Annotated in this window: 27 protein-coding genes; 19 read left to right on the top strand and 8 right to left on the bottom strand. The window is 68.2% G+C overall.

Annotated elements, in window-relative coordinates:
* Positions 1-59: 59 nt before the first annotated feature.
* On the top strand, positions 60-575 hold the full coding sequence (locus ASC66_RS08730; protein WP_055838468.1) for a Dps family protein: 516 nt from the start codon (positions 60-62) through the stop codon (positions 573-575).
* A 30-nt stretch (positions 576-605) separates the two neighbouring features.
* Here ASC66_RS08730 and ASC66_RS08725 read toward each other — a convergent pair whose 3' ends face one another.
* Positions 606-797: a hypothetical protein gene (locus ASC66_RS08725; protein ID WP_055837727.1), complete on the bottom strand. Its 192-nt coding sequence runs from the start codon at positions 795-797 to the stop codon at positions 606-608.
* 215 nt (positions 798-1,012) lie between these two features.
* Between ASC66_RS08725 and ASC66_RS08720 the strand changes: the two genes are divergently transcribed.
* The 6 genes from ASC66_RS08720 to mnhG are packed head-to-tail and all read left to right on the top strand — an operon-like array spanning position 1,013 to position 7,453.
* Positions 1,013-3,934: a Na+/H+ antiporter subunit A gene (locus ASC66_RS08720; RefSeq protein ID WP_082492175.1), complete on the top strand. Its 2,922-nt coding sequence runs from the start codon at positions 1,013-1,015 to the stop codon at positions 3,932-3,934.
* A gap of 8 nt (positions 3,935-3,942) precedes the next feature.
* Positions 3,943-4,524 (top strand): sodium:proton antiporter, encoded by a 582-nt coding sequence (locus tag ASC66_RS08715; RefSeq protein ID WP_502691589.1) that lies wholly within the window; start codon positions 3,943-3,945, stop codon positions 4,522-4,524.
* Positions 4,524-6,092 carry a Na+/H+ antiporter subunit D gene (locus ASC66_RS08710; RefSeq protein WP_055837721.1) on the top strand — a complete coding sequence of 523 codons (1,569 nt, stop codon included), beginning with the start codon at positions 4,524-4,526 and terminating at the stop codon, positions 6,090-6,092. Before ASC66_RS08715 ends, ASC66_RS08710 begins: the two co-directional genes overlap by 1 nt.
* Entirely contained in the window at positions 6,089-6,781 is a 693-nt protein-coding gene (locus ASC66_RS08705) for a Na+/H+ antiporter subunit E (protein ID WP_157509713.1), read from the top strand. The genes ASC66_RS08710 and ASC66_RS08705 overlap by 4 nt, the downstream gene beginning before the upstream one ends.
* 1 nt (position 6,782) lies before the next feature.
* Positions 6,783-7,055 (top strand): MrpF/PhaF family protein, encoded by a 273-nt coding sequence (locus tag ASC66_RS08700; RefSeq protein ID WP_055837718.1) that lies wholly within the window; start codon positions 6,783-6,785, stop codon positions 7,053-7,055.
* Complete coding sequence (mnhG, locus tag ASC66_RS08695; protein ID WP_055837715.1) at positions 7,052-7,453, top strand: monovalent cation/H(+) antiporter subunit G; 402 nt, start codon at positions 7,052-7,054, stop codon at positions 7,451-7,453. Before ASC66_RS08700 ends, mnhG begins: the two co-directional genes overlap by 4 nt.
* On the opposite strand, the gene ASC66_RS08690 is transcribed toward mnhG, so the two are convergent.
* The gene (locus ASC66_RS08690; RefSeq protein ID WP_235496805.1) at positions 7,450-7,983 is read right to left on the bottom strand and encodes a MarR family winged helix-turn-helix transcriptional regulator; all 534 of its coding nucleotides are present in this window, start codon (positions 7,981-7,983) and stop codon (positions 7,450-7,452) included. The two genes, mnhG and ASC66_RS08690, sit on opposite strands and share 4 nt — an antisense overlap.
* A gap of 112 nt (positions 7,984-8,095) precedes the next feature.
* Here ASC66_RS08690 and ASC66_RS08685 point away from each other — a divergent pair, with 112 nt between their 5' ends.
* Positions 8,096-8,671 carry an NADPH-dependent F420 reductase gene (locus ASC66_RS08685; protein WP_055837712.1) on the top strand — a complete coding sequence of 192 codons (576 nt, stop codon included), beginning with the start codon at positions 8,096-8,098 and terminating at the stop codon, positions 8,669-8,671.
* 24 nt (positions 8,672-8,695) lie between these two features.
* On the opposite strand, the gene ASC66_RS08680 is transcribed toward ASC66_RS08685, so the two are convergent.
* On the bottom strand, positions 8,696-9,511 hold the full coding sequence (locus ASC66_RS08680) for an MBL fold metallo-hydrolase (protein ID WP_055837710.1): 816 nt from the start codon (positions 9,509-9,511) through the stop codon (positions 8,696-8,698).
* A 63-nt stretch (positions 9,512-9,574) separates the two neighbouring features.
* Here ASC66_RS08680 and ASC66_RS08675 point away from each other — a divergent pair, with 63 nt between their 5' ends.
* Entirely contained in the window at positions 9,575-10,336 is a 762-nt protein-coding gene (locus ASC66_RS08675) for an NUDIX domain-containing protein (protein ID WP_055837706.1), read from the top strand.
* 14 nt (positions 10,337-10,350) lie between these two features.
* Here the strand turns inward: ASC66_RS08675 and ASC66_RS08670 are convergent, their stop codons facing one another.
* Entirely contained in the window at positions 10,351-10,776 is a 426-nt protein-coding gene (locus tag ASC66_RS08670; RefSeq protein ID WP_055837702.1) for a DUF1801 domain-containing protein, read from the bottom strand.
* Between the two features lie 12 nt (positions 10,777-10,788).
* Complete coding sequence (locus ASC66_RS08665) at positions 10,789-11,787, bottom strand: LacI family DNA-binding transcriptional regulator (protein WP_055837699.1); 999 nt, start codon at positions 11,785-11,787, stop codon at positions 10,789-10,791.
* An 80-nt stretch (positions 11,788-11,867) separates the two neighbouring features.
* Between ASC66_RS08665 and araB the strand changes: the two genes are divergently transcribed.
* The 10 genes from araB to ASC66_RS08615 all read left to right on the top strand — a co-directional run bounded on the left by araB (position 11,868) and on the right by ASC66_RS08615 (position 24,443).
* Positions 11,868-13,643 carry a ribulokinase gene (gene araB / locus ASC66_RS08660; protein WP_055837696.1) on the top strand — a complete coding sequence of 592 codons (1,776 nt, stop codon included), beginning with the start codon at positions 11,868-11,870 and terminating at the stop codon, positions 13,641-13,643.
* 2 nt (positions 13,644-13,645) lie between these two features.
* A complete protein-coding gene (locus tag ASC66_RS08655) occupies positions 13,646-14,362 on the top strand; it encodes an L-ribulose-5-phosphate 4-epimerase (protein WP_055837694.1) in 717 nt (238 codons plus the stop codon).
* A 2-nt stretch (positions 14,363-14,364) separates the two neighbouring features.
* Entirely contained in the window at positions 14,365-15,882 is a 1,518-nt protein-coding gene (araA, locus tag ASC66_RS08650) for an L-arabinose isomerase (protein ID WP_055837690.1), read from the top strand.
* 235 nt (positions 15,883-16,117) lie between these two features.
* Complete coding sequence (locus ASC66_RS08645) at positions 16,118-17,590, top strand: MFS transporter (RefSeq protein ID WP_055837687.1); 1,473 nt, start codon at positions 16,118-16,120, stop codon at positions 17,588-17,590.
* Between the two features lie 23 nt (positions 17,591-17,613).
* Complete coding sequence (locus ASC66_RS08640) at positions 17,614-19,134, top strand: FGGY family carbohydrate kinase (RefSeq protein ID WP_055837683.1); 1,521 nt, start codon at positions 17,614-17,616, stop codon at positions 19,132-19,134.
* A 14-nt stretch (positions 19,135-19,148) separates the two neighbouring features.
* A complete protein-coding gene (locus ASC66_RS08635; RefSeq protein ID WP_055837680.1) occupies positions 19,149-20,822 on the top strand; it encodes a glycerol-3-phosphate dehydrogenase/oxidase in 1,674 nt (557 codons plus the stop codon).
* Positions 20,819-22,348 carry an FAD-binding oxidoreductase gene (locus ASC66_RS08630; protein ID WP_055837676.1) on the top strand — a complete coding sequence of 510 codons (1,530 nt, stop codon included), beginning with the start codon at positions 20,819-20,821 and terminating at the stop codon, positions 22,346-22,348. The genes ASC66_RS08635 and ASC66_RS08630 overlap by 4 nt, the downstream gene beginning before the upstream one ends.
* A 44-nt stretch (positions 22,349-22,392) precedes the next feature.
* Positions 22,393-22,974 carry a glycerol-3-phosphate responsive antiterminator gene (locus ASC66_RS08625; protein ID WP_055837673.1) on the top strand — a complete coding sequence of 194 codons (582 nt, stop codon included), beginning with the start codon at positions 22,393-22,395 and terminating at the stop codon, positions 22,972-22,974.
* A 40-nt stretch (positions 22,975-23,014) separates the two neighbouring features.
* A complete protein-coding gene (locus tag ASC66_RS08620; protein WP_055837670.1) occupies positions 23,015-23,320 on the top strand; it encodes a putative quinol monooxygenase in 306 nt (101 codons plus the stop codon).
* The gene (locus ASC66_RS08615; protein WP_055837666.1) at positions 23,313-24,443 is read left to right on the top strand and encodes an alcohol dehydrogenase catalytic domain-containing protein; all 1,131 of its coding nucleotides are present in this window, start codon (positions 23,313-23,315) and stop codon (positions 24,441-24,443) included. Before ASC66_RS08620 ends, ASC66_RS08615 begins: the two co-directional genes overlap by 8 nt.
* A gap of 12 nt (positions 24,444-24,455) precedes the next feature.
* On the opposite strand, the gene ASC66_RS08610 is transcribed toward ASC66_RS08615, so the two are convergent.
* The 3 genes from ASC66_RS08610 to ASC66_RS08605 form a co-directional block, all read right to left on the bottom strand.
* A complete protein-coding gene (locus ASC66_RS08610; protein WP_055837663.1) occupies positions 24,456-25,085 on the bottom strand; it encodes a dihydrofolate reductase family protein in 630 nt (209 codons plus the stop codon).
* Positions 25,086-25,232: 147 nt separating this feature from the next.
* Complete coding sequence (locus ASC66_RS18100) at positions 25,233-25,421, bottom strand: hypothetical protein (protein ID WP_157509712.1); 189 nt, start codon at positions 25,419-25,421, stop codon at positions 25,233-25,235.
* Positions 25,418-26,524: a DUF222 domain-containing protein gene (locus tag ASC66_RS08605; protein WP_235496800.1), complete on the bottom strand. Its 1,107-nt coding sequence runs from the start codon at positions 26,522-26,524 to the stop codon at positions 25,418-25,420. The genes ASC66_RS18100 and ASC66_RS08605 overlap by 4 nt, the downstream gene beginning before the upstream one ends.
* Positions 26,525-26,560 lie beyond the last annotated feature (36 nt).

The following is a 26,560-nucleotide window of genomic DNA, read 5'->3' as shown; positions in this document are numbered from 1 at the left end:
ACACCGCCCCCATGAGCGGTGTCGACAACGACCGGGTGGCACGACAGAAGGAAGGCACCATGACCGACACTCTGGAACGCCCGACCACGGCGAAGTCCTCGCGCAAGAAGTCGACGGCGAGCGCATTCACGGCCCCCAAGAAGCTCAGCGACGCACTGCAGAAGGTGCTCGTCGAGCTGCTCGAGCTTCAGCTGCAGGGCAAGCAGGCGCACTGGAACGTCGTCGGCAAGAATTTCCGCGACCTGCACCTGCAGCTCGACGAGATCATCGACTCGGCACGGGAGTTCGCCGATGTCATAGCCGAGCGCATGCGTGCGTTGCACTCGGTGCCGGACGGCCGCAGCGACACGATCGCGGCCACCACGACGTTGCCCGCCTACCCGGCAGGGGAGACGGACACCGCGGAGACCGTCGACCTGATCACCGCCCGTCTGCAGGCCGTGGCCCACACCGCCCGTTCGGTGCACGACACCGTCGACGACGCGGACCCGACGAGTGCCGACATCCTGCACGCGATCATCGAGAAGATCGAGCAGTACGCCTGGATGGTCGGTGCGGAGAACCGCACGCCGTAGCAGAGCCGAGCCGCCGCCTCAGGGGCGCGCTCAGAGACCGTCGAGCACGGCCTCGATGTCGCTGAGGTCGAGGCCTGTCGCATTCGCGAGATCGCCGTTCATCAGCCCGTGCAGATGAGCGGCGGTCGCGCGGTGCAGGGGGATACTCGATCCGCGCAGGCAATCGTCGCAATTGCATCCGGCCGGATCGATCGTCGTGCCGATCAGTGTCAGATCACTCATAGCGTGCCCCCTCAAGCTCGTAGGCAGAGCTTACGTGCTGGCGGGCTGCCCCGCGAATGGGGGATAACCCTGAGATGACCCTGAGTGGTCGGCGCGAGCGGGAGAACGCTCAAGCGCGCTCACCGTGATCGGCGGCAACATTTGAGTTTAGTCGAAGACGCGCAGCGCTGTGCATTGGTATTCTGTAGCCACACGACGACTGGCGGGGGAGATTGATGATCTTCTCCCTTGTGGCGGTCGGACTTCTCGCGATTCTCACCCCGTTCCTGACGAAGTGGCTCAAGGTCCGCGTCTTCTGGGTGATCGCCCTGGCACCGGCAGCGCTCTTCGCGATGACGCTCGCGCAGGCCCCCGGCATTCTCGCGGGCACCCCGGTCACCGAATCCGTCCCGTGGATCCCGCAGCTCGGCATCTCGCTCAGCTTCCGCATCGATGCGCTGTCGCTGCTGCTCGCGCTCATCGTCACCGGCGTCGGCGCGCTCGTGCTGGCCTATTGCGCCCGCTACTTCAGCGACGACGAGCCGGGCCTCGGCCGCTTCGCCGCCCTGCTGCTCGCCTTCGCCGGCGTGATGTACGGCCTCGTCACGAGCGACGACGTGATCGTCATGTTCGTGTTCTGGGAGGCCACGAGCGTGCTCTCCTACCTGCTGATCGGGCACCACACCGGCCGCCGATCCAGCCGCGGTGCCGCGCTGCAGGCCCTGACCGTGACCACCTTCGGTGGGCTCGCGATGCTGGTCGGCATCATCATGCTCTCCGTCGCGAGCGGCTCGACCTCGCTCACCGAGATCGTGGCGAACCCGGTCGGCGGGGTGTTCGGGCAGGTCGCGATCGTGCTCGTGCTTCTCGGCGCGCTCAGCAAGAGCGCGCTCGTGCCGTTCCACTTCTGGCTGCCGGCCGCGATGGCCGCGCCCACCCCGGTCAGCGCGTATCTGCACGCAGCAGCCATGGTCAAGGCCGGCATCTACGTGATCGCCCGCTTCGCGCCCGGCTACGCCGAGCTGCCAGTCTGGCAGCCGATCCTCGTGACCGTCGGCGTGCTCACCATGCTCGTCGGCGGCTGGCGCGCCATGCGCCAGTACGACCTCAAGCTGCTGCTCGCCTACGGCACGGTCAGCCAGCTCGGTTTCCTCACCATCATGCTCGGCTTCGGCACGCGAGATGCGGCACTGGCCGGCGCCGCCCTGCTGCTCGCGCACGCGCTCTACAAGGCAACGCTCTTCCTCGTCGTCGGCATCATCGACCACGCGACGGGTACCAGGGACTGGCGCAAGCTCTCGGGCCTCGGCCGACGGATGCCCCTGCTCGCGACAACGGCGGGCATCGCCGTCGCCTCGATGGCCGGGCTACCCCCACTGCTCGGCTTCGTCGCGAAGGAGAGCGTCTTCGGCTCGCTGCTGGAATCCACCTCCGGGCCGGACGCGCTCTGGGCCTGGGTCGCCCTCTCCGGTGTCATCGTCGGCTCGGTGCTGACCGTCGCGTACAGCCTGCGCTTCTTCTGGGGCGCCTTCTCCCGCAAGCCGGACGTCAAGGCTATGGAGCTGCACGAGACCGGCTTCAGCATTCTGCTCGGGCCGATCGTGCTCTCACTCGCGACGATCGGCGGGGGGCTGGCGGCATCCGTCGTCGAGACGCTCGTCGCGCCATACGCCGACACGCTGCCCGGCCCGCACGATCAACACCTCGCCCTCTGGCACGGCTTCGAGCCGGCGCTGGCGATCTCGGCGGTCGTCCTGCTGCTCGGATTCCTGCTGCTGCTGCGCCGCCGCCAGGTTGCCCGCCTGCAGGCGAAGGTTCCGCAAACCCTCGACGCGGCGCGCGACTACGTGCAGTTCATGCGGGCGCTCGACCGCTTCGCCGCCGTGCTCACCACGCGCATCCAACGCGGCGGTCTGCCCGCATACCTCGCCGTGATCATCGGCGTCTTCGTTCTCGGACTCGGCCTCTCCGCCGCGGTCAACCGCAGCTGGCCGGATGGCGTCGTGCCCTGGGACTACGCCGTGCAGCCGTTCATCGCGCTCGTGATGGCCATGGCGGCGATCGGCGCGGCCATCGCCGGGCACCGGATGACGGCCGTGCTGCTCGTCGGCGTGACCGGCTACGGCCTCGTGCTGCTGTTCGCCATGGGCGGCGCGCCCGACCTGGCACTCACCCAGGCGCTCGTCGAGACGCTCACCGTCGTCGTCTTCGTGCTCGTGCTGCGCCGGCTGCCGCAGCAGATGGCCGTGCGCAACAAGTCCGTGCACAAGGGGCTGCGTGCCGTGCTCGGCATCCTCGCCGGAACCGTGATGGCCGTGATCGCGATGATCGCGCTCGGCGCCCGCGAGGCGGCGTCCATCTCGGCCGAGTTGCCGGCCCTCGCCGCCGAGGCGCACGGCAAGAACATCGTCAACGTGATGCTCGTCGACATCCGCGCCTGGGACACCATGGGTGAGGTCGCAGTGCTCGTCGCCGTCGCCACGGGCGTCGCCAGCCTCGTGTTCATCTCTGGCCGCGCAGCGCCCGTTGAGCGTATGGAGGGCGGTGGAGAGCGTCGCAACCGGCCGGTGCTGAACGCGAGCGCCGTCACACGCCAGACCTGGCTGCTCGCCGGCCGAACGCTCTCCCCGCAGAACCGCTCGATCATCATCGAGGTGCTCGTCCGGCTGTTGTTCCACCCCGCCATCATCGTCTCGATCTACCTGCTCTTCGTCGGCCACAACCAGCCGGGTGGCGGCTTCGCCGGTGGTCTGCTTGCGGGCCTCGCGCTCGTCGCCAGGTACCTGGCCGGCGGTCGCTACGAGTTGGCGGAGGCCGTGCCGATCGATGCGGGCAAGCTGCTCGGAACGGGACTGCTGCTGGCCGTCGGCACCGCGCTCAGCTCAATGTTCTTCGGGCTCGAGGTGCTGGAATCCTCCTGGTTCGAGGCGAGCATCCCCGTGCTCGGCGAGATCTCCATCGGCACATCGACGATCTTCGACATCGGCGTCTACCTCGTCGTGTTCGGTCTCGTGCTCGACATCCTGCGCAGCCTCGGCAGCGAGGTCGACCGCCAGCAGGAAGACCAGGACGGCGACGAAGAGGCCGAGTACGAGCGGCCGAGCAGTTCAGAGGCCGACACAGCCAAGCCGAATCCGGTCGAGGGGGCATCCGCATGAACGCCTCGATGACACTCATCCTCCTCATGGCCGTCATGTACGCCTCCGGCGTCTACGTGCTGCTCGAGCGCAGCCTCACCCGCGTGCTCATCGGCTTCCTGCTCGTCGGCAATGCCACCAACATCCTGCTGTTCCTGATGAGTGGCCGGCCGGGACTCGGCCCGATCATGGAGGAGGGCGTCGACCCCTCCGAGATCTCCGACCCGCTGCCGCAGGCCCTGATCCTCACCGCCATCGTCATCAACCTCGGCATCACCGCCTTCATGCTCGCCTTGATCTACCGCTCCTGGTGGCTGGCCCAGCTCGGCGCCAAGGGCGACCTCATCGACGATGAGGAGCAGGATCTCGAAGACGCGCTCGCCTCGGTCGCTGAGCTGCGCCGCTCCGAGGCCGATGACACCGCCATCCAGGCGATCCTCGACGCCAGTGATGAGCACCTTGACGCGGCGGGCGATGTGGACGACACGGCCGACGATGCCGATGCGGATGCAGCAGAGCTGCTCGCAGAGCTCACCGCGCTCGACGCACCGAGCGAACCGACGCACGGTGGCCATGACCCTGACGACACGAACCGGGAGGGCAACCGCTGATGCCTCAGCTCATCCCGCTCATGGTTCTGATCCCCCTGATCGCGGCCGCCCTCACGGTGATCCTCGGCCGCCAGCCGCGCCTGCAGGTGGCCATCAGCAGTACCGCGCTGACGCTGACCGTCGTGATCAGCGCTGTTCAGCTCTGGCTGATCGATCTCAACGGCCCGGCGGTCGTCGCGGTCGGTGGCTGGGCCGCACCGTGGGGGATCGCCCTCGTCGTGGACCGGCTCTCGGCGATCATGCTGCTGATCTCCTCGATCATGCTGCTCGGCGTCCTCATCTACTCCATCGGACAGGGCGTCGCCGACCGGCACCGCGAGACACCCGTGTCGATCTTCCACCCCAGCTACCTGATCCTCTCCGCCGGTGTGTTCACCACCTTCATCGCCGGTGACCTGTTCAACCTCTACGTCGGCTTCGAGGTGCTGTTGGCATCGAGCTACGTGCTGCTCACCCTCGGCGGCACCGGTGAACGTATCCGCGCCGGCGTCACATACATCATCGTGAGCCTCGTCAGCTCGCTGTTCTTCCTCGCCTCGATCGCGCTGATCTACGGAGCGACGGGCACCGTCAACATGGCTCAGCTCTCCGTGCGCCTCGCCGAGCTCCCCGCCGACGTGCAGCTCGTGCTGCACCTGCTGCTGCTGATCGGATTCGGCATCAAGGCGGCCGTGTTCCCGCTCTCGTTCTGGTTGCCTGACTCGTACCCGACGGCGCCGGCGCCGGTGACCGCGGTGTTCGCCGGCCTGCTCACGAAGGTGGGCGTGTACGCGCTCATCCGCACCGAGACCGTGCTGTTCGCCGGGCAGGACCTCAGCGCGCTGTTCCTGGTGGTCGGCAGCCTGACGATGGTCGTCGGCATCCTCGGTGCCCTCGCCCAAGCCGACATCAAGCGACTGCTCTCGTTCACCCTGGTGAGCCACATCGGCTACATGCTGTTCGGAATCGGGCTGGCGTCGACGCTCGGCCTGGCCGCGACGATCTACTACGTCGTGCACCACATCACGGTGCAGACGACCCTGTTCCTCACGACCGGTCTGATCGAGCGCATCGGCGGGGCCACCTCGATCAACCGCCTCGCCGGGCTGCTCAAGGCATCGCCGCTCGTCGCGATCCTGTTCTTCATCCCCGCGCTGAACCTCGGCGGTATCCCGCCATTCTCCGGCTTCATCGGAAAGGTCGGGCTGTTCGCCGCCGGCGTCGACGAGCCGAGCCCGCTGGTCTGGGTCGGAATCGCGGCCGGTGCGGTCACGTCGCTGCTCACGCTGTACGCCCTTGCCCGCTTCTGGAACATGGCCTTCTGGCGCGGCCAGAGCGAGCTCAAGGGGTACGAGTCGGTGCTGATCGAGTCCCTGCAGGAGGCGCCAGAGGCACCGCACGCATCGGTCGCGGTCAAGACGCGCACCGTTCCGGCGTCGATGCTCGCCGTGACCACCGGCATGGTGGCGCTCACCGTGGCTCTGACCGTGTTCGCCGGCCCACTGTTCGGCTTTGCCGAGCGGGCGGCCGAGAACCTGGAGACGCCGACGACGTACATCGAGACCGTGTTCCCCGGGGGTGTGCAGTGACCGCGCGCAAGAGGTATGTGCCTCCGACACAGGCCACGATGCGCGGTGGCGTCATCCCGACCAACCGGGTGCCGAGCGGGCCCGCGTTCCCAGAGACCGAGCAGACGCACCGGCAGAATCTCTGGCGACAGTTCCCGCTGCTCGTCATCCTGGTCGTGCTCTGGATGCTGCTCTGGGACGACATCACCGTGATGACGGCCGTCACCGGAACGGCGCTGGCGCTGCTCGTGACCCGCGTGTTCTACCTGCCGCCGATCGCGCTGAGCGGGCGGCTCAACCCGTGGCGCCTGCTGATCTACGTCGGGCGGATGATCTACGACATCATGGTCGCCTCCGTGTACGTGGCGTGGCTCGCCATCAACCCGCGCTACCAGCCGATCAACTCGATCCTGGCCATCAAGCTGCACACGCGCAGCGACCTCGTGATCACCCTCACCGCCGTCTCGATCTCGTTGGTGCCCGGCACCGTCGTGATCGACGCAGACCGGGAGCACGCGATCCTCTACATCCACGCGCTCGGCACCCGCACGAATGAGGACATCGACCGGATCCGGCGCGATGTGCTCGGCACGGAGGAGCGGATCGTGTTGGCGATCGGCGCGAAGGACGAGGCCGACGGGATCCGGGCCGACCGCCGTCAGCGCGACGGCGGGGTCGGCACTGTCGGCGCCAGAAGGAAGGGAGACTGACATGTCGTTTCTCATGGTTGTCGCCGTCGTGGCCGGTGTGATGTTCGGTGTCGGCGCGCTCTGCGCGGTGTACCGCATCATCCGCGGGCCGTCGATCCTCGACCGGGCGCTGGCCGCCGACGTGATGCTGGCCATCGCCATCTGTGCGCTCGGCGCCGAGATGGCGATCAACCAGCACACCGACACACTCCCCGTGCTGCTCGTGCTCGCGATGTTCGCCATCGTGGGCTCGATCAGCATCGCACGATTCATGTCGAAGCAGGACGCGGCATGAACGAGATCGTCGCCGGCATCCTCATCCTGCTCAGCGCCTTCCTCTCGATGGCGGCGGGCATCGGCATCGTGCGCTTCCCCGACGTGCTCTCGCGACTGCACGCGTCGACGAAGCCGCAGATCCTCGGCGTCGCGGCGATCTGCGTGGCGATCTGGCTGCTCAACCCGAGCTGGGGCGTCGCGTCGACGCTGATCCTCGTGCTCGGATTCCAGATGATGACGCAGCCGATGACGGCCCACATGATCGGCCGCGCGGCGTACCGCACCGAGTATGTGCGCGCCGATCTGCTCATTGCCGACGAGATCGCGGATGCCGTCGACGCGGCCTCCGCAGCCGAAGCAGCCGAGGCCGCGGAAGCCGCCGAGTCGACGGACCCACCCGCCCCCGGCGCGGCCTAGGCCGAGGCGGCCTTGGCCGGGTGGCAGGCCGTGGCGGTGAGCTTGCCGTCAGGGTCGAGCCGTTCCAGCAGGGAACCCGCGATCAGGTAGAGCTGATCCAGCTGCTCGGCGTTCAGCGCGTCGAGCACGACGGAGCGCACCGTGTCGTGGTGGCCGGGGGCTGCCGCATCGAGCAGTGCGAGCCCGGCATCCGTGATGCGCGCGTTCGTGGCCCGACGGTCCTCCGGGCAGGGGAAGCGCTCGACCAGGCCGCGCTCCTCGAGCCGGCGCACCACGTGGGAGAGCCGGGGGAGCGTCGCGTTGGTGCTCGATGCGATCGCGGTCATGCGGGCCGTGTGCGCGGCGGCATCCGCCAGCACCATGAGAACCGTGTACTCGAAGTGGGTGAGCTTGGCATCGCGCAGCAGCTGCGCGTCCAGCGCCGGCGGGAGCAGCTCGACGACGGCGGCGAGACGCTGCCAGGCGGCCATCTCGTCGGGGCTCATCGGGCGCGCGTCGAGCGCGGGGGTCGTCGCACCGTTCTCGCTCATGTGAACAGTCTAGCCGTTGTCGCGGCAATAGTTGACGCAACAAGTAAAGCGGGTTATGGTTTTACTTGTTGGAACAACTAAAGCGCCGCGGCGCAGATTGAAGGACTCTCACATGACAACGGTCAGCATCATCGGAAACGGCAACATGGGCACCGCGATCGGCGACATCGTCGCTGCAGGCGGAAACACCGTCGAGTTCATCGGCCGTGACGCGGATGCCGCCATCACCGGTGACATCGTCGTTCTCGCCGTCGGTTACCCCGCCGTCGCCGACATCATCGCCGCACACGGCGAGAAGTTGGCCGGCAAGGTCGTCGTCGACATCACCAACCCGCTCAACTTCGAGACCTTCGACTCACTCGTGGTGCCGGCCGACGGCTCTGCCGCCTCGGTCATCGCCGCTCAGCTGCCGGATTCCCACGTGCTCAAGGCCTTCAACACCAACTTCGCCGCGACGCTCGCGAGCAAGAGCGTCGGCGGCGCCGCGCCGACGACCGTGCTGATCGCCGGAGACGACGGCGACGCCAAGGCGCTGCTCGCCTCCGTGCTCGGCGCCGCAGGCGTCGACGCCGTGGACGCCGGTTCGATGGCTCGCGCCCGCGAACTCGAGGCGATCGGCTTCCTGCAGCTGACCCTCGCCGTGCAGGAGAAGGTGGGCTGGGCCGCCGGCTTCGCCCTCACCAAGTAGTTTCACGCGGCAGGGCGGGGCGGGCTAATCGAGCAGGTACACGAGCTGAGCGCGCACGGAGGCCTCGGCCGCCGGCAGGATGTGCGGGTCGACATCCGGGTAGACGATGGCGGTGACGCGCGCGACGAACGGTTCGTGCAATGCCGGCGCCCCGCCCAGCTCTCCCTCGAGCACGGCGAGTGCCGCGCGCACCTCGTCGAGCCGCTGCATCCGGTGCGCTCGGTACCGCGCGCAGATATCGCTGAGGCTCGGCAGCACCGGGCCGTGCCCGGGCAGAACCAGCGCGGGGCCGAAGGCCGCGAGGCTGTCAAGCGAGGCCAGGTAGTCGGCCAGCGTGCTGTCTGGATGCGCGATGACGGTGCTGCCGCGCCCGAGGATCGTGTCACCCGTCAGCACGGAGCCCACCCCGGCGGCCGCCGCACCCATTGCGGCGTCGTCGGGGAGCAGGAAGCACACGGAGTCTGCCGTGTGGCCGGGCGTGGCGACGACGCGGATGTCGACCCCGGCCGCCGCGAGCTGCTCGCCGTCTCGCAGCGGCTCGCCGCCGATGCAGTGCGCCGGATCGAGCGCGCGCACCGGGGCGCCGGTGAGCGCCGCGAGCCGAGCGGATCCCGCCGTGTGGTCGGAGTGATGGTGCGTGACGAGGATCAGCTCGACGGGCGCGGCCGCCAGGGCGTGGAGGTGTGCCTCATCGAGCGGGCCCGGATCGACGACGACGGATGCCGCAGAGCCCGGTGTGCCCAGCAGATAGGAGTTCGTTCCGTCGAGGGTCATCGGCCCCGGATTCGGCGCGAGCAGGCGCCGGGAGAGCCGGCTCGTGGGCTCGATCGCTGCGCTCATGACGGCAGCCTACCCGCGCCCGCCGTCCACCGCGGGCGTATTCTGGCTGCGAGAGGGGCGCCCATGGATGTGAATGCTCAGACCGCGCGCGGCAATGCGATCGGGCTGGCCGCGACGGTCGTGCTGCTGCGCGATGCCGGTGACTCCGGCGTCGAGGTTCTGCTTCTGGAACGGCCACACGACAGGGGGAGTTTCGCCGGCGCCTGGGTGTTCCCCGGCGGCGCCGTCGACCCGGCAGACCTCGTCGTGGCCGGGGCCGGACCGTCGCGCGGGGCGGTGACCGCCGACGGGCTGCTCGAGCTGTCGCTACGCGTCGAGGCGGCGGCGACCCGCCGCGCGGCCGCGCGGGAGACGAGGGAGGAGACCGGGCTGCCGCTGGACGAATCCGCGCTCGTTCCGGTGTCGCGCTGGCACCCGCCCCGGGAATCGCCGAAGCCCCTGCGGACCTGGTTCTACCTGGCCGCGGCCCCGGACGGCCCCGTCACGCTCGAACCGCATGAGGCCGTTGCGCACCGCTGGGTCGCGCCGGAGGGCGCACTCGCCATGCACGCCGCCGGCCAGCTCACGTTACTCCCGCCGACCTGGGTGAACCTCTTCGGACTGATCGAGGCCGCATCCAGCGCGGATGTGCTGAAGCAAGCGCGGAGGCAACCCCTTGTCGAGTACTCGACGCGGCTCGCCCCCGGCAGGTCCATGGCGCTGTGGCAGGCGGATGTCGCGTACGGCGGCGATGACGGCGCGGTCGACCCCGCACTCCTCGAGGCGGAGGGGCCGCTGCACCGACTCGACATGCGCGAACTGCCTTGGCGGTATCTGCGCCGGTAGCTCCGCAGCCGCGTTCAGAGGCCGGACAGCTCCCGAGCCCGCAGCACCATGCGCTCCAGGGCGTCGAGGTCGAGGTCGTCAGCCGAGCGGAAGCCGATGCTGGCTGAACCGATCTTCACGGTGCCGAGTTCGGCGGCGAACTGCTTGCCCAGGTAGCCGCCGGAGTCGCCCGCGTTGACGTAGAGGCTGATGTGCTTCGCCTGCTGCGCGAGTCCGATCAGAAACCACTCGACGGCAGCGCCCGTGGGCCTTCCTTGGAGCAGCTCGCCGTAGCCGATGATGGCCTGCTCGGTTCCACCCCAGAACACCCCGCGCCAGAGCACGCGGGAGAGCCCGGGCAGCGCGGCGCGGATCCGGGCATCGACGACGCGCATCGATTCCCCGGCATCGCCGTCGATGGCCGCCAGGAACTCGTCGACGTCGTCGTCAGTCTTGTTCATCTGTCCAGCTTGTCACGCCCGCGCGGTCGACTCGCGCTCGACGAGCGTGAACGGCACGGTGATGTCGCGCGCAGGAAGCGACTCGTCGCGGGCGGCGATCCGCTCTGCGAGCATCTGCACGGCCAGCGCGGCGATCTGCTCACGGCCCGGGCTGATCGTGCTGAGCGCCGGGAGCGAGTAGCGGGACTCGTCGAGGTCATCGAATCCGATCACCGAGACCTGTTCTGGCACGCGGATGCCGCGCTGCCCGAGTGTGCGCAGCGCGCCGAGCGCCAGCGCATCGTTGAACGCGACGACGCCGTCGAAGTCGACGCCCTCCTCGAGCAGCCGATCCGTCTCGACGGCGCCGTCGAAGCGGGTCCAGCTGGCGACGGGGCGCACGAGTTCCGCGCTCTCGGCGATGCCGGCGGCGTCGAGCGCCTGCCGGTAGCCGAGCAGCCGCAGGCCGGCTGCCCCCGACACGTCGCCGCTTCGGGCGCCGATGGCCACGATGCGGGTGCGGCCGAGCCCGATGAGGTGCTCCGTCGCGGCGCGGATCGCCTCGGTGTTGCGCATGGTCACGTGGTCCACTGCCGGCTCGGCCGTGCCGTTCTCGAGGCTCGGGGCGAGTTGCGCGTAGAGGCCGGTGTCTTCCTGCTCGCGGCCGAGCGTGCTGAACAGCATGCCGTCGACGAGCTGCGCCTTGCTGGCCCTGGCGGCCCCGGCATCCGCCCCCCGCGATTGCTCGATCAGCACGGAGAGCCCCTCGCGATCGGCCGCGTCCATCACGGCCTCGGCGAGTTCGGCGAAGTAGGGGTTGCGCAGGGTCGGAACGACGAGGCTGATGACGCCGGTGCGCCCCGTGCGCAGATTGCGCGCGGTGAGATTCGGGCGGTATCCGGTGGCCTCGATGGCGTCGAGCACGCGCTGTTTCGTGGCGGGGCGGATGTGCGGGTAGTCGTGGATCACATTGGAGACGGTCTTGATGGAGACACCGGCAATGGCGGCGACGTCGGAGAGCGTTGCGGCCATTCTGTCCCCTTCCTGATCGGGCGCCGGTCCGGCGCGGTATCCCAAGCTATCAGGCCCGGCGTAGACGGACGGGGCGGGGAATGTTATTCTTCTACAACGTTGTAGAAACCAGACGAAGGAGTCCACCAGTGGCGCCCAGCACCACCCCAGCCCAGACCGAGCAGTTCGTGATCGGCGTCGACTACGGCACCCTCTCCGGCCGCGCCGTCGTCGTGCGCGTCTCCGACGGGGCGGAGCTCGGCAGCGCCACACTCGACTACCCGCACGCCGTGATGGACACCGTGCTCACCGCAGGCCCCGCCGCGACAGCAGGCACACCCGTCGCCCTCGCCCCGGACTGGGCGCTCCAGGTTCCGGCCGACTACGTCGCCGTGCTGAAGAGCGCAGTTCCGGCAGCCGTCGCGGATGCCGGCATCGACCCGGCCCAGGTGATCGGCATCGCCACCGACTTCACCGCGTGCACGATGGTGCCGACGCTCTCCGACGGCACCCCGCTGAACGAGTTGAGCGAGCACGCCGACACCCCGCACGCCTATGTGAAGCTCTGGAAGCACCACGCGGCCCAGCCACACGCCGACCGCATCAACGCGCTCGCCGCCGAGCGCGGCGAGGCCTGGCTGCCCCGCTACGGCGGACTCATCTCGAGCGAGTGGGAGTTCGCCAAGGGCCTACAGCTGCTCGAAGAGGCTCCGGCGCTCTACGCCGAGATGGAGCACTGGGTCGAGGCCGCGGACTGGATCGTCTGGCAGCTCACCGGCGAGTACGTGCGCAATGCCTGCACCGCCGGCTACAAGGGCATCTGGCAGGACGGCGACTACCCGTCGAGCGACTTCCTCGCGGCGCTCAACCCCGCATTCTCCGGATTCGTCAGCGACAAGCTCGAGCACCGCATCGGCCAGCTCGGCGATGCGGCAGGCACGCTCAGCGCAGAGGCCGCCGCCTGGACCGGACTGCCGGAGGGCATCGCCGTGGCCGTTGGCAACGTCGACGCCCACGTCACCGCGCCGGCCGCGCAGGCCGTTCTGCCCGGCCAGATGGTCGCCATCATGGGAACCAGCACCTGCCACGTCATGAATTCCGACACGCTCGCAGAGGTGCCGGGCATGTGCGGCGTCGTCGACGGCGGCATCGTCTCCGGACTCTACGGTTACGAGGCGGGGCAGTCGGGTGTCGGCGACATCTTCGCCTGGTACGTCAAGAACCAGGTGCCCGCCCGCTACTTCGAGGCTGCGGACGCCGCAGGCAGCAGCATCCACCAGTACCTCACCGACCTCGCCTACCGCGAGCCCGTCGGTGCCCACGGCCTGGTCGCCCTCGACTGGCAGAGCGGCAACCGCTCGGTGCTCGTTGACCACGAGCTCTCCGGCGTCGTGCTCGGCACCACCCTGACGACCCGCACGGAAGAGGTCTACCGCGCGCTGCTGGAGGCGACGGCCTTCGGGACGCGCACCATCGTCGAGACCTTCAACGCCAGCGGCGTTCCCGTGACCGAGTTCATCGTGGCCGGCGGCCTGTTGAAGAACCCGCACCTCATGCAGACCTACAGCGATGTGCTGCGCATGCCGATCTCCACGATCGCCAGCGAGCAGGGGCCAGCGCTCGGCTCCGCCATCCACGCCGCGGTCGCCGCCGGGGCCTACCCGGACGTGCGCGCGGCCGGCCAGGCTATGGGCAAACTCAACAAGAACGTCTATATGCCGAATGAGGCATCTGCCGATGCCTATGACGTGCTGTTCGCGGAATACACGCTGCTGCACGACTACTTCGGGCGCGGAGCCAACGAGGTGATGCACCGGCTGCGGGCGCAGAAGCGCGACGCGCTTGCCGCGGTATCCGCACAGGTTGCGGAGGCGTGAGCATGACCGCATACACCCCGTTCTCGCCAGAGGTCGAGCGAGCGATCGAGGAGGCGCGGGCGGAGGTCGCCGCCCTGCACGGCGAGCTCGTGCGCTACGGCCTCGTGGTCTGGACCGGCGGCAACGTCTCCGGCCGGGTGCAGGGCGCCGAGCTCTTCGTGATCAAGCCGTCGGGCGTCTCCTATGACGATCTGGCGCCGGAGAACATGATCCTCTGCGACCTCGACGGCGCCGTCGTGCCCGGCTCGGCCGGCAGCGAGCGCTCGCCCTCCAGCGACACCGCCGCACACGCCTACGTCTACCGCAACATGCCGGAGGTCGGCGGCGTCGTGCACACCCACTCCGACTACGCCACGGCCTGGGCCGCGCGCGGGCAGGAGATCCCCTGCGTGATCACAGCCATGGCCGACGAGTTCGGCGGCCCGATCCCGATCGGCCCGTTCGCGATCATCGGCGACGACTCGATCGGCCGCGGGATCGTGCAGACGCTCAGCGGTCACCGCTCGCGGGCCGTGCTGATGCAGAACCACGGTCCGTTCACGATCGGCAAGGACGCGCGGGACGCCGTCAAGGCGGCCGTGATGGTCGAGGACGTGGCGCGCACCGTGCACATCGCCAGCCAGGGCGGCGAGCTGATCCCGATCCCGCAGGCCGCCATCGACTCACTTTTCAATCGTTATCAGAATGTCTACGGACAAGCACCTCAGGGAGAGATCTAGCAATGCCGAAACTCACCACGACCCTCGACCACTACGAAGTCTGGTTCCTCACCGGGAGCCAGAACCTCTACGGCGAGGAGACCCTGCGCCAGGTTGCCGAGCAGTCGCAGACGATTGCGCGCACCCTGGATGCCGCGGGCACCGTGCCCGTGAAAGTGGTCTGGAAGCCCGTGCTCAAGGACTCCGACTCGATCCGCCGCCTCGCCCTCGAGGTGAACGCCGCAGACAACGTGATCGGCGTCATCGCCTGGATGCACACCTTCTCGCCGGCCAAGATGTGGATCCACGGCCTGGACGCGCTGCAGAAGCCGCTGCTGCATCTGCACACGCAGGCCAACGTCGAACTGCCATGGGGCGAGATCGACTTCGACTTCATGAACCTCAACCAGGCCGCCCACGGCGACCGGGAGTTCGGCTACATCCAGACCCGCCTCGGCGTCGTGCGCAAGACCGTCGTCGGTCACGTCACCGACCCGCGCGTCGCCGGCGAGGTCGGCACGTGGCAGCGGGCTGCGGCCGGCTGGGCCGCGTCCCGCACGCTCAAGCTGGCCCGCTTCGGTGACAATATGCGCTACGTCGCCGTGACCGAGGGCGACAAGACCGAGGCCGAGCTGCGCTTCGGCGTGCAGGTGAACACCTGGGGCGTGAACGAGCTCGCGGACGCCGTGCACGCGGCATCCGACGCCGACATTGACGCGCTCGTCGCCGAGTACGAGGAGCTCTACGCGGTCGCGCCGGAGCTCCGCCGCGGGGGAGAGCGTCACGAGTCGCTGCGCTACGGCGCCGCCATCGAGATCGGCCTGCGCTCCTTCCTCGAGGAGGGCGGTTTCGGCGCGTTCACGACGAGCTTCGAAGACCTCGGCGCGCTGCGCCAGCTGCCCGGTCTCGCGGTGCAGCGCCTGATGGCCGACGGCTACGGCTTCGGTGCCGAGGGCGACTGGAAAACGGCCATCCTGGTGCGCGTCGCCAACGTGATGGGTGCCGGCCTGCCCGGCGGAGCCTCCCTGATGGAGGACTACACCTACGACATGACGCCGGGCAATGAGCTGATCCTCGGCGCCCACATGCTCGAGGTGTCGCCATCGCTCACCACGAGCAAGCCGACGCTCGAGGTGCACCCGCTCGGCATCGGCGGCAAGGAAGACCCGGTGCGCCTGGTCTTCACCGCCGATTCCGGCCCCGCCGTCGTCGTCGCCCTCAGCGACATGCGCGACCGTTTCCGCCTCGTGGCGAACGTCGTCGAGGTCGTGCAGCCGACGGCTCCGCTGCCGAAGCTCCCCGTCGGTCGCGCCGTCTGGAAGCCCGCGCCGGACTTCGCCACGAGTGCTGCAGCCTGGCTCACCGCCGGAGCCGCCCACCACACCGTGATGTCGACGGCGGTCGGCATCGAGGTGTTCCAGGACTTCGCCGAGATCGCCCGCACCGAGCTGCTCGTCATCGATGAGAACACCGAACTGCGCGAGTTCGGACGCGAGGTGCGCTGGAACCAGGCGTACTACCGCCTGGCTCAGGGCATCTAGCCGTCTCACCAGAAACCGTCTCACCAGAAACAGCGCCAGTGCACACTGGCGCTGTTTCTGTTTCTGCGGTGCGAGCAACGGGTGGATGCCGGCGCAATTGACTTCGGCTGAGGCCCGGGCTACTCTTTCGCTCAATAGGGTTAAGAATTGGAGACTTCCTGTTGGAGTCTTCGTCTTGCCCTCTTTTTTGTTTGGCGCGTTCTCTGACAGGGTTTCCCGACAGAGAGGTCGGACAGTGCCAACAATTGTCATCCGAGGCGTCAGTGACGTCGTCTCATTCATCGACGCTCGCCCCCGCATCAGTGGGCGCGCAGCAGTCATCTGGTGGCTCGCACTCAGCGGGTTGTTCCTCGACGCATTCTCGAACTCAGCGCTGAGCGCGGGCCTCGGGCCGATGACACGCGACATGGAGCTGAGCGCGACGCAGGTCGCGATCCTCACCTCCCTCGCATCGTGGGTCGCCATCGTGTTCAACCCGATCGGTGGCTGGATGGCCGATCGCTGGGGTCGCATTCCCCCGCTCATCTTCGCGAAGTTCCTTGCACTCGTCGGAGCGGCTCTCGCCGCATTCGCGCCGAGCTTCGAGATGGTGCTCGCCGGCCGCTTCTTCGTCGGTGCTGCATACGGAATCGACTTCGCGATCGCGATGGCGCTGCTCGCCGAGTTCACGCCCGCACGATTCAAGGCACGCCTGAACACCTGGCAGGGCATCTGGTACGTGGCCGTCTGCTCGAACCTCGTGCTGGCGATCATGTTCTACAACCTGAACGTCGGCGACGCGATCTGGCGCTACGCCGTCGGCACGGCGGGCATCGTCGCCCTTGTGCTCATGATCCTGCAGGCAAGCTTCATGGTGGAGAGCCCCACCTGGCTCGCCCGCAAGGAGAAGGTGGAACGCGCCGCAACGGCGATGACCAAGATCTACGGCGAGACCTTCGTCGCGGCACCGGTCGACCAGCGCGTCCCCGTTCTCAACCAGGCAACGAAGGGCTTCGCGAACATCGCGCTGATCTTCCGTGGCACCTACCGTCAGCGCACCGTCCTGGCCGCCACTGTGCAGATGGCGCAGTCGATCCAGTACTTCGCGGTCGGCTGGTACCTGCCGATCATCAGCCTCACCTTGTTCGGTGCCGACTTCGTCGTCGCCACACTCGGCGCGCTCGTGTTCAACCTCTTCGGAATCCTCGGCGGCTTCATGTCGCCCGTCATCGGCAAGAAGTTCGGTCTGCGCCGGGCATCCGCTTTCGGCTTCGGCGCCGTGTTCCTCATGCTGGTCGTGCTGGGCTTCTTCTACGAGAGCATGCCGATCTGGCTGGCCTTCGTCGTGCCGTCGCTGTTCATCCTGTTCCACTCGGCCGGTCCGGGCGCGAACGGCAAGAGCCTCTCCACGCTCTCCTTCCGCAGCGAGCTGCGGGCGGGAGCCAACGGAATCATCGGTGCCATCGGCAGCATGGGAGCCGCCCTCGGACTGCTGGTGTTCCCGCTGCTCAAGGAGGGGATCGGCCTCGGCCCGACGTTCCTCATCCTCTCGGTCGTGCCGCTGATCGCGTTCATCATCTGCTCGATCATCAAGTGGGACCCGACCCGTGCAGCGGTCAGCCCGGATGAGGAGACCGACGCCCCGCAGTTCAAGAGCGACGCCGCGGCGCAGGCCGTTGCAGCCAGGGCGGCAGAGGCCAAGGCCGCCGAACTGATCAGCAGCAAGTAACGACAAGCGCAGAGGCATCCGACATGACAATCCCCGCGATTCTCAGCATTGATGAAGGAACGACAGGCACTCGTGCCGCGTGGGTCACGGCCGACGGCCTGGTCCACGCTCTCGAGTACCGCCCGCTCCGGGTACAGACACCCGTCGCCGGTGTCGTCGAACAGGATGCCAACGCGATTCTCGAGAAGACACTCGACGCCTGCCGCGCGGTCATCGCCCGCGCGGCAGGCAACGGGGTCACGCTCGTCGGCCTCGCCATCGCCACGCAACGGGCGACGACGGTGCTGTGGGACACCGTGACCGGGCGCGCCATTGTGCCGGCCATGGTGTGGCAGGACAGCAGATACTCCGATGAACTCGCGGCCCTGAGCGCCGAGTGGAGCGAGCATCTGGTCACCACGGTCGGCCGCCCAACCGGCGTGCGATCCCCCTATCTGTGGGCCGCCCACCATCTGCGGGAGACTCCCGAGGTGGCAGAGGCCCACCGCGCGGGACGCCTCGGCTTCGGCACGATCGAGACCTGGCTGCTGTGGAGCCTGTCGCGCGATCACATCTACGCGGCCACCTCGACCAATGCGACATCGGCCGGCGCGTACAATCTTGCCGCGCACGACTATGAGTACGACTGGATCAGCGCCCTCGGCTTCCCCGCTGAGCTGCTGCCGGAGCTGCGTCAGGACGCCGACGACTTCGGGGTGACGAACGCCGAGCTGCTCGGCATCGAGATCCCGATCCTCGCCGCGGCCGGCGATCAGCACGCCGGGACGATCGGTCTGGGCTGCCTGCGCAAGGGCCAGGCCATGTGCGTGCACGGCACGGGAAGCTTCGTGGATCTCGTGATCGGCCCGGATGCCCCGGCCAACCCCGGCCTCTACGACGGTGCACTCACCCTCGTCGGCTGGCGCCGCCACAACCGCTCCGTCTTCACCATCGAGACCTTCACGGCGACCACCGGCTCCGCACTGGACTGGGTCTGCGGCACGCTGGGCTGGTTCGAGTCGTCCAAGAAGATCAGCGAGCTCGCGGCGACGGTCGCCAACGCCAACGGGGTCATGTTCGTTCCGGCCCTCACTGGGCTTCGGATGCCGGTCATGGAGCCCAAAGCCAAGGCCTCGCTGAGCGGCTTCTCGATGTCGACGACCTTGCCGGAGATCGCGTACGCCGTTCTGGAGGGCATCGCCCACTCGGTCGCCTCCAGCGCGGAGGCGGACGAGCAGGTCGCCGGCACCGCGATCACCGAGATCGTCGTCGGTGGCGGCATGTCGGCCAGTGACCCACTCATTCAGATGCAGGCCGACCTCGTCGGTGTCCCGATGCGCCGGCTGCCGGCATCCGAGGGGGCGAGCCTCCGCGGCGCAGCCTTCCTGGCCGGCAGCGACGGGCTGCTCTGGAACTCGCTCGAGGAGGCCGCCGCGTCGATGGGCAGCGGCGACATCTTCGAGCCACGCATCAGCGCCGACGAGCGCCTCGAGCGGCGCAGCGCCTGGAACGCGCGCATCGCGGCAGACCTTTCGCTCATTCCGAGCTCAGCACACAGTAAGTAGGAGAGAACCACACAATGGTTGGATTGCCCGCCCGCAAGACCGATACAGCCCGCGCGCTGATGACCAGGGTCGACGCGCTCCCGCTGAGTCGCCGAGACAACGTCGCGCGCATCGACGGCGCCCGCTTCGACATGATCATTGTCGGCGGAGGCGTCACCGGGGCGTATGCGGCCATGGACGCCGCGCTTCGCGGATACAGCGTCGCCCTGCTCGAGAAGGACGACTTCGCCTCAGGAACCTCCTCGAAGTCATCCAAGATGATCCACGGCGGACTGCGCTACATCGAGCAGGGCAACCTGCCGTTGGTTCGGCATTCGCTGTTGGAACGCCAGCGTCTGCGCAAGAACGCCAAACACCTGGTGCAGCGGTTGCCGTTCCTCTTCCCGGTGCTCGCGCACGATGGCGTCTTCGACCGCCGCCTCGCAGCCGGCTTCGAGAGTCTGCTCTGGACCTACGACATCGCCGGCGGCTGGCGCGAGGGCGTTCTGCACCAGAAACTCTCCAAGGAGGAGGTGCTCTCCCACTGCTCCACCTTCAAGGGCGAGAACCTCGACGGCGGCTACATGTACTACGACGCCCGCGCCGATGACGCGCGGCTCACCCTCGCGCTGGCACGCACGGCCGCCCACCACGGCGCCGTCGTGCTGAACGGCGCCAAGGTGACCGAGGTGACCCGCTCCGGCGGCAAGGTCAGCGGAATCATCGCGGAAATCGACGGACGTGAGGTGGCGGCATCCGCCCGCGTGGTCGTGATCGCGACAGGCGCCTGGCTGCGCGACTGGAACGGTGCGGGCAAGGACGCGGACGCTCCGAACATCCGCCCGGCCAAGGGCGTGCACATCGCCGTGCCGTGGATGAAGATCCGCAACGACTGCACCGTGACCATCCCCGTTCCCGGCCGCAACCGCCGTGCGACCATCACGCGCTGGGGCGACACCGCCTACCTCGGCACGACCGACGAGGATTACCAGGGCGACCTCGACGATGTGAACTGCACCCGCGAGGAGATGGACTTCCTGATCGAGGGGGCGCACTCCGCGCTGAAGACCGATCTCTCCGCGGATGACGTCGTCGGCAGCATCGGCGGGTGCCGCCCGCTCGTCGCACCGCCCGGCGGCAAGACCATCGACGTCAAGCGGAAGCACGAGATCCGCGTGGACCACGACGGACTCGTCACGGTGGTCGGCGGCAAGCTCACCACGTCACGTCACATGGCCGAGCAGACGATCGACGCGGCACAGCGGGTCATCGGCCAACGTCGTCGCTGCATGACCAAGAACGCGTACCTGCTCGGGGCCGCCGGATACGACGGAGAAGCCGTCGTGGCATCCGGTGGACTCGCCGCCCACCTCGGCGAGCGGTACGGAAACGAGGCACAGTTCGTCACCGACATCCTCGGCAACAACCCGGAGCTCGCGGCACCGATCGTCGACGGCCTGCCATACCTCGAGGCGGAGGTCGTGTACTCGGCCAGACACGAGATGGCACGCAGCGTCGACGACATCCTGTCGCGCCGCACCAGGGCCAGACTCATGGCGCGCGACGCATCGGCTGCCGCAGCCGGCCGGGTCGGGCAACTGCTTCAGGCCGAGCTGGGACTCAGCGACGCCGAGGTCGACGCCCAGGTGTCGGCATACACAACCGCAACAGCGCATGAACGCGCAATCCTGATGGGAGAATCACAATGATCAGCAAGGAAGCCGTCAAGCGCGGATACAACCGCGGCAACTACGTTGTCGGAGCGCCGACGCAGCCCGGCTACGCCGCGGGCATCGAGAAGGTCGGTGGTGAGGCGTACTTCCAGAAGGACGCCGTCGTCGTCTCGGCCGATGTGCTGGCCCAGCTGGCCGCTGCCGTCGACGAGCTCGTGACCGAGACCGCTGACGTCATCGCCGGCACCCGCGACTGGTGGGCCGGAAGCATGATCGGTGAGACCGCGGGCACGCCGGCCACCCCGACGGCCGTGATCGCCAAGGTGTCGACGACGGAGCAGGTGCAGGCCGTGATGCGCATCGCGGATGCCGCCAACGTGCCGGTGACCGTCTCTGCCGGACGCAGCAACGTGACGGGCTCAGCACTCCCCGTGCGCGGCGGCATCGTGCTTGACGTCTGCGAGATGAACAAGTTCGTGAGCTTCGATGAGGCCAGCCAGATCGTCGAGGTCGAGGCCGGAATGTTCGGCGACATCTTCGAGGAGATGGTGCAGAAGGACTTCGGGATGACGATGGGCCACTGGCCGTCCTCATACGCCATCAGCACGGTGGGCGGCTGGGTCGCCTGCCGCGGTGCCGGCCAGCTCTCGACTCGCTACGGCAAGATCGAGGACATGGTCTACGGCATGGATGTCGTGCTGGCCGACGGCTCACTGATCACGGTCGGGGAGACCTCGGCGGCTGCCGTCGGCCCCGATCTGCTTCAGCTCATCATCGGTTCGGAGGGCACGCTCGGTGTGATCACCACCGTGCGTCTGAAGCTGCACCGACTGCCGGACTACGGCCGCGCGATCGCCTACGGCTTCGCGAGCTTCGCCGACGGCCTGGAGGCCTGCCGCCAGATCATGCAGCAGGGGGCGAACCCCGCAGCGCTGCGTCTCTACGACAACCTCGAGAGCGGGCTCCAGTTCGACCTCGCCGATCAGAACGTGCTGCTCATCGCGGACGAGGGTGCGCAGGAGATCGTGGACGCCGTGCTCGCGATCAGCGAGCGAGTCTGTGCCGAGACGGGCGCCAAGCTCGACGACGCCGTGATCTTCGAGCGCTGGCTCGACACCCGCTACCTCACCGGCAAGAGCGCGGAGGGATTCAAGCGCAGCCCCGGCTTCGTGGCGGACACCCTGGAGATGACGGGGCGCTGGCGCGACCTCCCCGCCATCTATGACGAGGTCGTGGCCGCCATCAACGCGGTGCCGGGCACGCTCGCTGGTTCCGCGCACCAGTCACACGCGTACGTCGACGGCGCCTGCCTCTACTTCTCGCTGCGCGGCGACGTCGCGGTCGACGAGCGCGCTGCGTGGTATCGCGCCGCCTGGGATGCCGCCAACGCCGTCATCCTGAAGCACAACGCAACGCTCAGCCACCACCACGGCGTCGGGCTGCTGCGCGCGCCGTACATGGAGGAGTCCCTCGGCGCAGGCTTCGCCGTGCTGCGTGCGGTGAAGGCCGCGCTCGACCCGAAGAACCTGCTCAACCCCGGTAAACTGGGCCTCGAGGCCTAGTCGCAGTGAGTATGCCTGCGGTCGCAAGCAAAGGTGATGCATCCATGCCAGAGCTCCCACGTTCCCTCGACGAGAAGCTCTACCGTCATCCCGTGATGGCGTCGCTCTACGGCACCGACGCGCTCGCCGAATTCCTCTCTGGGCCGTGCCCGGTCGGAATCGTCGCGAACGTCGCGCTGCCAGACATGGAGAATGTCGTCACCCGCACTGCGGCCGCAGGCAAGTTCGTCTTCGTCAACATCGACAACTGCGACGGCCTCGCCCAGGACCGCGGCGGCGTCGAATACCTCCGCAAGATCGGCACGCCGGGTCTCATCACCACCCGCACCGCGCTGATCCAGCGCGCCAACGCACTCGGCATGGTGACGATGCAGAAGGTGTTCGTGACCGACCGATCCACGCTGCCGCGCAGCATCAACGCCGTGCAGCAGAGCAAGCCGCACCTGATGCAGCTCATGCCGTGGCCGGTGATCTCCTCGATCTCCGCGACCGAGCTCGCCAGGCTGTCGCCCTATGTGGCCGCCGGCTTCGTGACGAGCACCGAGGACGTCGTCGCGGCGATCAAGGGCGGCGCGAAAGCCGTCTCGACGAGCGACGTCGCCCTCTGGAACACCACGCGGCGCTAGGCCGCGGCATCCGCCACCCCATTTTTTTAGGAGAACTCCTGTGTCTGCCGATTTCTATCAGGTCATCGCCCGCTACTACCCGCAGGAAGGCCAGACCGAGACGGTTCTCGGGCACCTCGCCGAGCTCGCGGTCGCCAGCCGTACCGAGCCTGCCAACCTCAGCTACGAGTTCTATCGCGGGGTCGAGAACCCCGACGAGATCGTCATCGTCGAGAGCTACACGGATGCGGCGGGATTCGATGCCCACCGCAGCTCCGAGCACTTCGAGACCATCGGCCTCGGAACGATCATCCCGCTGCTCGAGAACCGTGTCGTCGTGAAGATGAAGGCAAGCCCGGATGCGTAGTGCCGTGCTGCGTGCGGCGGGTTTGCCGCGCCCCTATGCCGACTCGCGCCCACTCAGCATCGAAGAACTCAGCGCTCCGGCGCCGCGCGCTGGTGAGGTCGGAGTGCGCATCGTTCGAGCCAGCCTCTGCCACTCCGACCTGTCCGTCGTCAACGGATCGCGCCCGCGCCCGCTCCCCATGGCGATCGGCCACGAGGCGGCCGGAATTGTCGACGTCGTCGGAGACGGTGTCGAGGGCGTCAGTCCCGGTGACCACGTCGTCCTCGTGTTCGTGCCCAGTTGTGGCGACTGCCGGGCCTGCTCGGCCGGCAGACCCGCGCTCTGCTACCGTGCCGCCGAGGCCAATGCCTCCGGCGGCCTGCTGCACGGCGACGCCGTGCTGCGCGATGGCGCCAACAGCCGTGTGAACCACCACCTCGGCGTCTCCGGCTTCGCCGACTACGCCGTCGTCGCCGCCGAGTCCCTCGTCGTGATCGACAAGGACGTGCCGTTTGACATCGCGGCCATGTTCGGGTGCGCCGCCCTGACCGGTATGGGGGCGGTGCTCAACACCGGCCGGATGACGCCGGGTCAGTCCCTCATCGTGTTCGGACTCGGCGCCGTCGGCCTCACCGCCATCATGGCCGCGGCGCAGATCGATGGCACGCGGGTGATCGCGATCGACCCCAACACCGACAAGCACGCACTGGCCCTCGCCGTCGGCGCGAGCGCGGTCGGAACGCCAGAGCAGGCTGCGGCCCTCGTCGCCGAGCACGCCGGTGACGGCGTTGACCTCGCAGTGGAGGCCGTCGGCAGTGCTCGAGTGATGGAGGCCGCGCTCGCGCTCGTCACGCGCGGCGGGGCCCTCGTGTCCGTGGGCCTGCCGCATCCGGAACAGCAGCTCGACGTTCAGGCGTTGCAGTTCGCCGGAATGGGCAAGCGGTTGCTCGGCTCCTACATGGGCGACGCCGTACCCGCTCGTGACATCCCCGCCTACATCGAGCTGTGGCGGGCCGGCCTGCTTCCGATGGAACTGTTGCACAGCGACACCGTGACGCTCGATGAGGTCAACGAGGCACTGGACGCCCTGGAGGAGGGTCGCGTGGTGCGCCGAATCATCGCGCTCGACGGGGCCGCCGCCTGAGAGCGGCGGCGGTCAGGTCCGCGGTTCGATGGGCACATCTTCATCCGGCATGTCCATGGTCTCGACCTCTCCGGCGCGCTCGTACACGAGCGACACCGCCCCCTTCTCGAAGCTGCGGGCCGGCTGAACCAGCCGGAATGAGGCGGGAATCGTGCCGGTGTCGAACAGCCGTTTGCCCTGACCGAATGTCACCGGATAGAGCCAGAGCTGCAGCCGGTCGAGCACGTCCTCCGCGAGCAGCGACCGTACGAGCGCGCCGCTGCCGATGACCTGCACCTGATTGAACTCCTCGCGCAGGCGCGCGGCGGATGCGGCATCCGGCAGCACGGTCGTTCCAGCCCAGATAGGATCGCGCAGGGTGCGGGAGACGACGAACTTCGGTACCGCGTTGAACTTCGTGGCGATCGGGCCGTCGCCGGCATTCGGCCAGTAGGCCGCGAAGATGTCGTAGGTCTTCCGCCCGAGCAGGAGTGCATCGAGGTTCTCGAGGTCGGCGCCGATCGCCTCGCCGGATTCCTCGTCGAAGAGTGGCGCCTGCCATCCGCCGTACTCGAAGTCGTTCTCGCGGTCTTCGTCGCGCCCACCCGGCGCCTGGTAGACGCCGTCGAGTGAGATGAACAGGCTTGCGGTGATGGTTCCCATGGTCGGATCCCTCCTTCCGCCGTGGCGAGGGCCACGGCCAACGAGGTTCATTCTTCGCGCGCCGAATGCGCGCTGTCCAGCCCCGGCGGCGGAATGCCAGATGCCGAGTCGCGGATGCCGAAACGCGAATACCGGAACGACGTCCGATCAGAAGGGCGCCGGTTCGGTGTCCACGCTGTGCCCGGTGGGTGTGGTGATGGTGACGTGGCCGTTGGGCAACCGGCTGTACTCGATGCGGCTGAGGTTCTTACGGCGGTTTGCCTGCTCACAGAGCGGGAGGAGATTGTCGTCGTTGGTGCGACCGCGATCGCGCACCCATTCCGCGGTCCTGATCAACGCAGATGGTCGATGTCGGTGTCGTCGACGGGTCGGGAGCAGGTCGGGTCGATGCAGCTCTCGTAGCGGAATGCGATCCAGTCGCGTTGCGCTGTGCTCGGGCGGTATCGGGTGCGGTCGTAGCGGAGTCGCTCGCCCGTGAACGGGTCGGTGGCCACGCGGCGGAACGACGGGGCCCCGGCGATGAGCCGCGCCGCCGTGGCCTTGTCGACGGTGCCATAGCCGCGCAGCTCGATGGGCTCGTCGCCGTCGGCGATGAGTGAGAGCAGGGGTACCAGCAGAATCGGCCGGACCCTGGCGGCCGTCGACGTTCCGTCGCCGGCGAGCCAGGCCACGGCCAGGTCGGCCCGGATCTGGTCGCGGGAGCGCCATCCCGGTTGCCCTATCGCGACCTTCTTCTGCTCGGCACGGGCGGTCGCGTTCAGCCGGGACACGATCCGCACGGCATCGGGCGCGGCGACGAAGGCGTGGATCCACGCCATGCCGTCTTCGTCGGGCTCGATCCAGACACGGCGCTCGGCGAAGGAGCGCGCGTGGCGGAGCTCGGGCGGCTCAGCCGAGAGCCGTTCCTTCAGCCGGCGTGCCCTGGTGCGGAACGCCGGCAGCGTGAGGCTTCCGGCTGGCTCGGCCAGCTGTTCGTCGAACGCACGCACCGCGCCGTCTTCTGACCACCCCGTGATGAGTTCGAGTGCCGCGCCGACGTGTGCTGCGCTGGTGGCGCCGAGCTGGAACGCGGCGTGGAGTCGCGGCATCCGGTCTTCGAGGGTCTGTGCCCGGAAGGCAATCGTGCGCACCTGGGCTGAGGAGAGCTGTAGCCGAAGGCCGGCGTCGAAGGCGGCGGCATCCGCGGCGAGCTCAGGTGCATCTGATTGGGCGAGACCGACCGGGCGCAGATAGATCTGCGGGTTCGCTCTGGCGAGTCGGATCAGCTCGGCCAGTGCTGCCCAGAGGCGAGCCTGTGCTCGGTTGCCTGCCGTGTGAGCGTCGACGGCCTGCTCGATGCGGTCGAAGAGCAGCGCTAAATCGGGTGAATCAGTGGTGGGACGTGCTTCGGGCGGGGATGACGGGTGCATCCGGTTCTCCAGACATATCGTTCGGGGCACGAGCGATTTCTGATGCACTCAGTCTAGCAAAAAGAT

Origin of the sequence: Leifsonia sp. Root4 (genome assembly GCF_001425085.1) — a bacterium.
Classification (GTDB): Bacteria; Actinomycetota; Actinomycetes; order Actinomycetales; family Microbacteriaceae; genus Microterricola.
This window is presented reverse-complemented; position numbering and strand designations above follow the sequence as displayed.

Coding starts and splice junctions, on each gene's coding strand:
- ASC66_RS08730 (WP_055838468.1), top strand. CDS start 60: ATGACCGACACTCTGGAACGCCCGACCACGGCGAAGTCCTCGCGCAAG.
- ASC66_RS08725 (WP_055837727.1), bottom strand. CDS start 797: ATGAGTGATCTGACACTGATCGGCACGACGATCGATCCGGCCGGATGC.
- ASC66_RS08720 (WP_082492175.1), top strand. CDS start 1,013: ATGATCTTCTCCCTTGTGGCGGTCGGACTTCTCGCGATTCTCACCCCG.
- ASC66_RS08715 (WP_502691589.1), top strand. CDS start 3,943: ATGACACTCATCCTCCTCATGGCCGTCATGTACGCCTCCGGCGTCTAC.
- ASC66_RS08710 (WP_055837721.1), top strand. CDS start 4,524: ATGCCTCAGCTCATCCCGCTCATGGTTCTGATCCCCCTGATCGCGGCC.
- ASC66_RS08700 (WP_055837718.1), top strand. CDS start 6,783: ATGTCGTTTCTCATGGTTGTCGCCGTCGTGGCCGGTGTGATGTTCGGT.
- mnhG (WP_055837715.1), top strand. CDS start 7,052: ATGAACGAGATCGTCGCCGGCATCCTCATCCTGCTCAGCGCCTTCCTC.
- ASC66_RS08690 (WP_235496805.1), bottom strand. CDS start 7,983: ATGAGCGAGAACGGTGCGACGACCCCCGCGCTCGACGCGCGCCCGATG.
- ASC66_RS08685 (WP_055837712.1), top strand. CDS start 8,096: ATGACAACGGTCAGCATCATCGGAAACGGCAACATGGGCACCGCGATC.
- ASC66_RS08680 (WP_055837710.1), bottom strand. CDS start 9,511: ATGAGCGCAGCGATCGAGCCCACGAGCCGGCTCTCCCGGCGCCTGCTC.
- ASC66_RS08675 (WP_055837706.1), top strand. CDS start 9,575: ATGGATGTGAATGCTCAGACCGCGCGCGGCAATGCGATCGGGCTGGCC.
- ASC66_RS08670 (WP_055837702.1), bottom strand. CDS start 10,776: ATGAACAAGACTGACGACGACGTCGACGAGTTCCTGGCGGCCATCGAC.
- ASC66_RS08665 (WP_055837699.1), bottom strand. CDS start 11,787: ATGGCCGCAACGCTCTCCGACGTCGCCGCCATTGCCGGTGTCTCCATC.
- araB (WP_055837696.1), top strand. CDS start 11,868: ATGTTATTCTTCTACAACGTTGTAGAAACCAGACGAAGGAGTCCACCA.
- ASC66_RS08655 (WP_055837694.1), top strand. CDS start 13,646: ATGACCGCATACACCCCGTTCTCGCCAGAGGTCGAGCGAGCGATCGAG.
- araA (WP_055837690.1), top strand. CDS start 14,365: ATGCCGAAACTCACCACGACCCTCGACCACTACGAAGTCTGGTTCCTC.
- ASC66_RS08640 (WP_055837683.1), top strand. CDS start 17,614: ATGACAATCCCCGCGATTCTCAGCATTGATGAAGGAACGACAGGCACT.
- ASC66_RS08635 (WP_055837680.1), top strand. CDS start 19,149: ATGGTTGGATTGCCCGCCCGCAAGACCGATACAGCCCGCGCGCTGATG.
- ASC66_RS08630 (WP_055837676.1), top strand. CDS start 20,819: ATGATCAGCAAGGAAGCCGTCAAGCGCGGATACAACCGCGGCAACTAC.
- ASC66_RS08625 (WP_055837673.1), top strand. CDS start 22,393: ATGCCAGAGCTCCCACGTTCCCTCGACGAGAAGCTCTACCGTCATCCC.
- ASC66_RS08615 (WP_055837666.1), top strand. CDS start 23,313: ATGCGTAGTGCCGTGCTGCGTGCGGCGGGTTTGCCGCGCCCCTATGCC.
- ASC66_RS08610 (WP_055837663.1), bottom strand. CDS start 25,085: ATGGGAACCATCACCGCAAGCCTGTTCATCTCACTCGACGGCGTCTAC.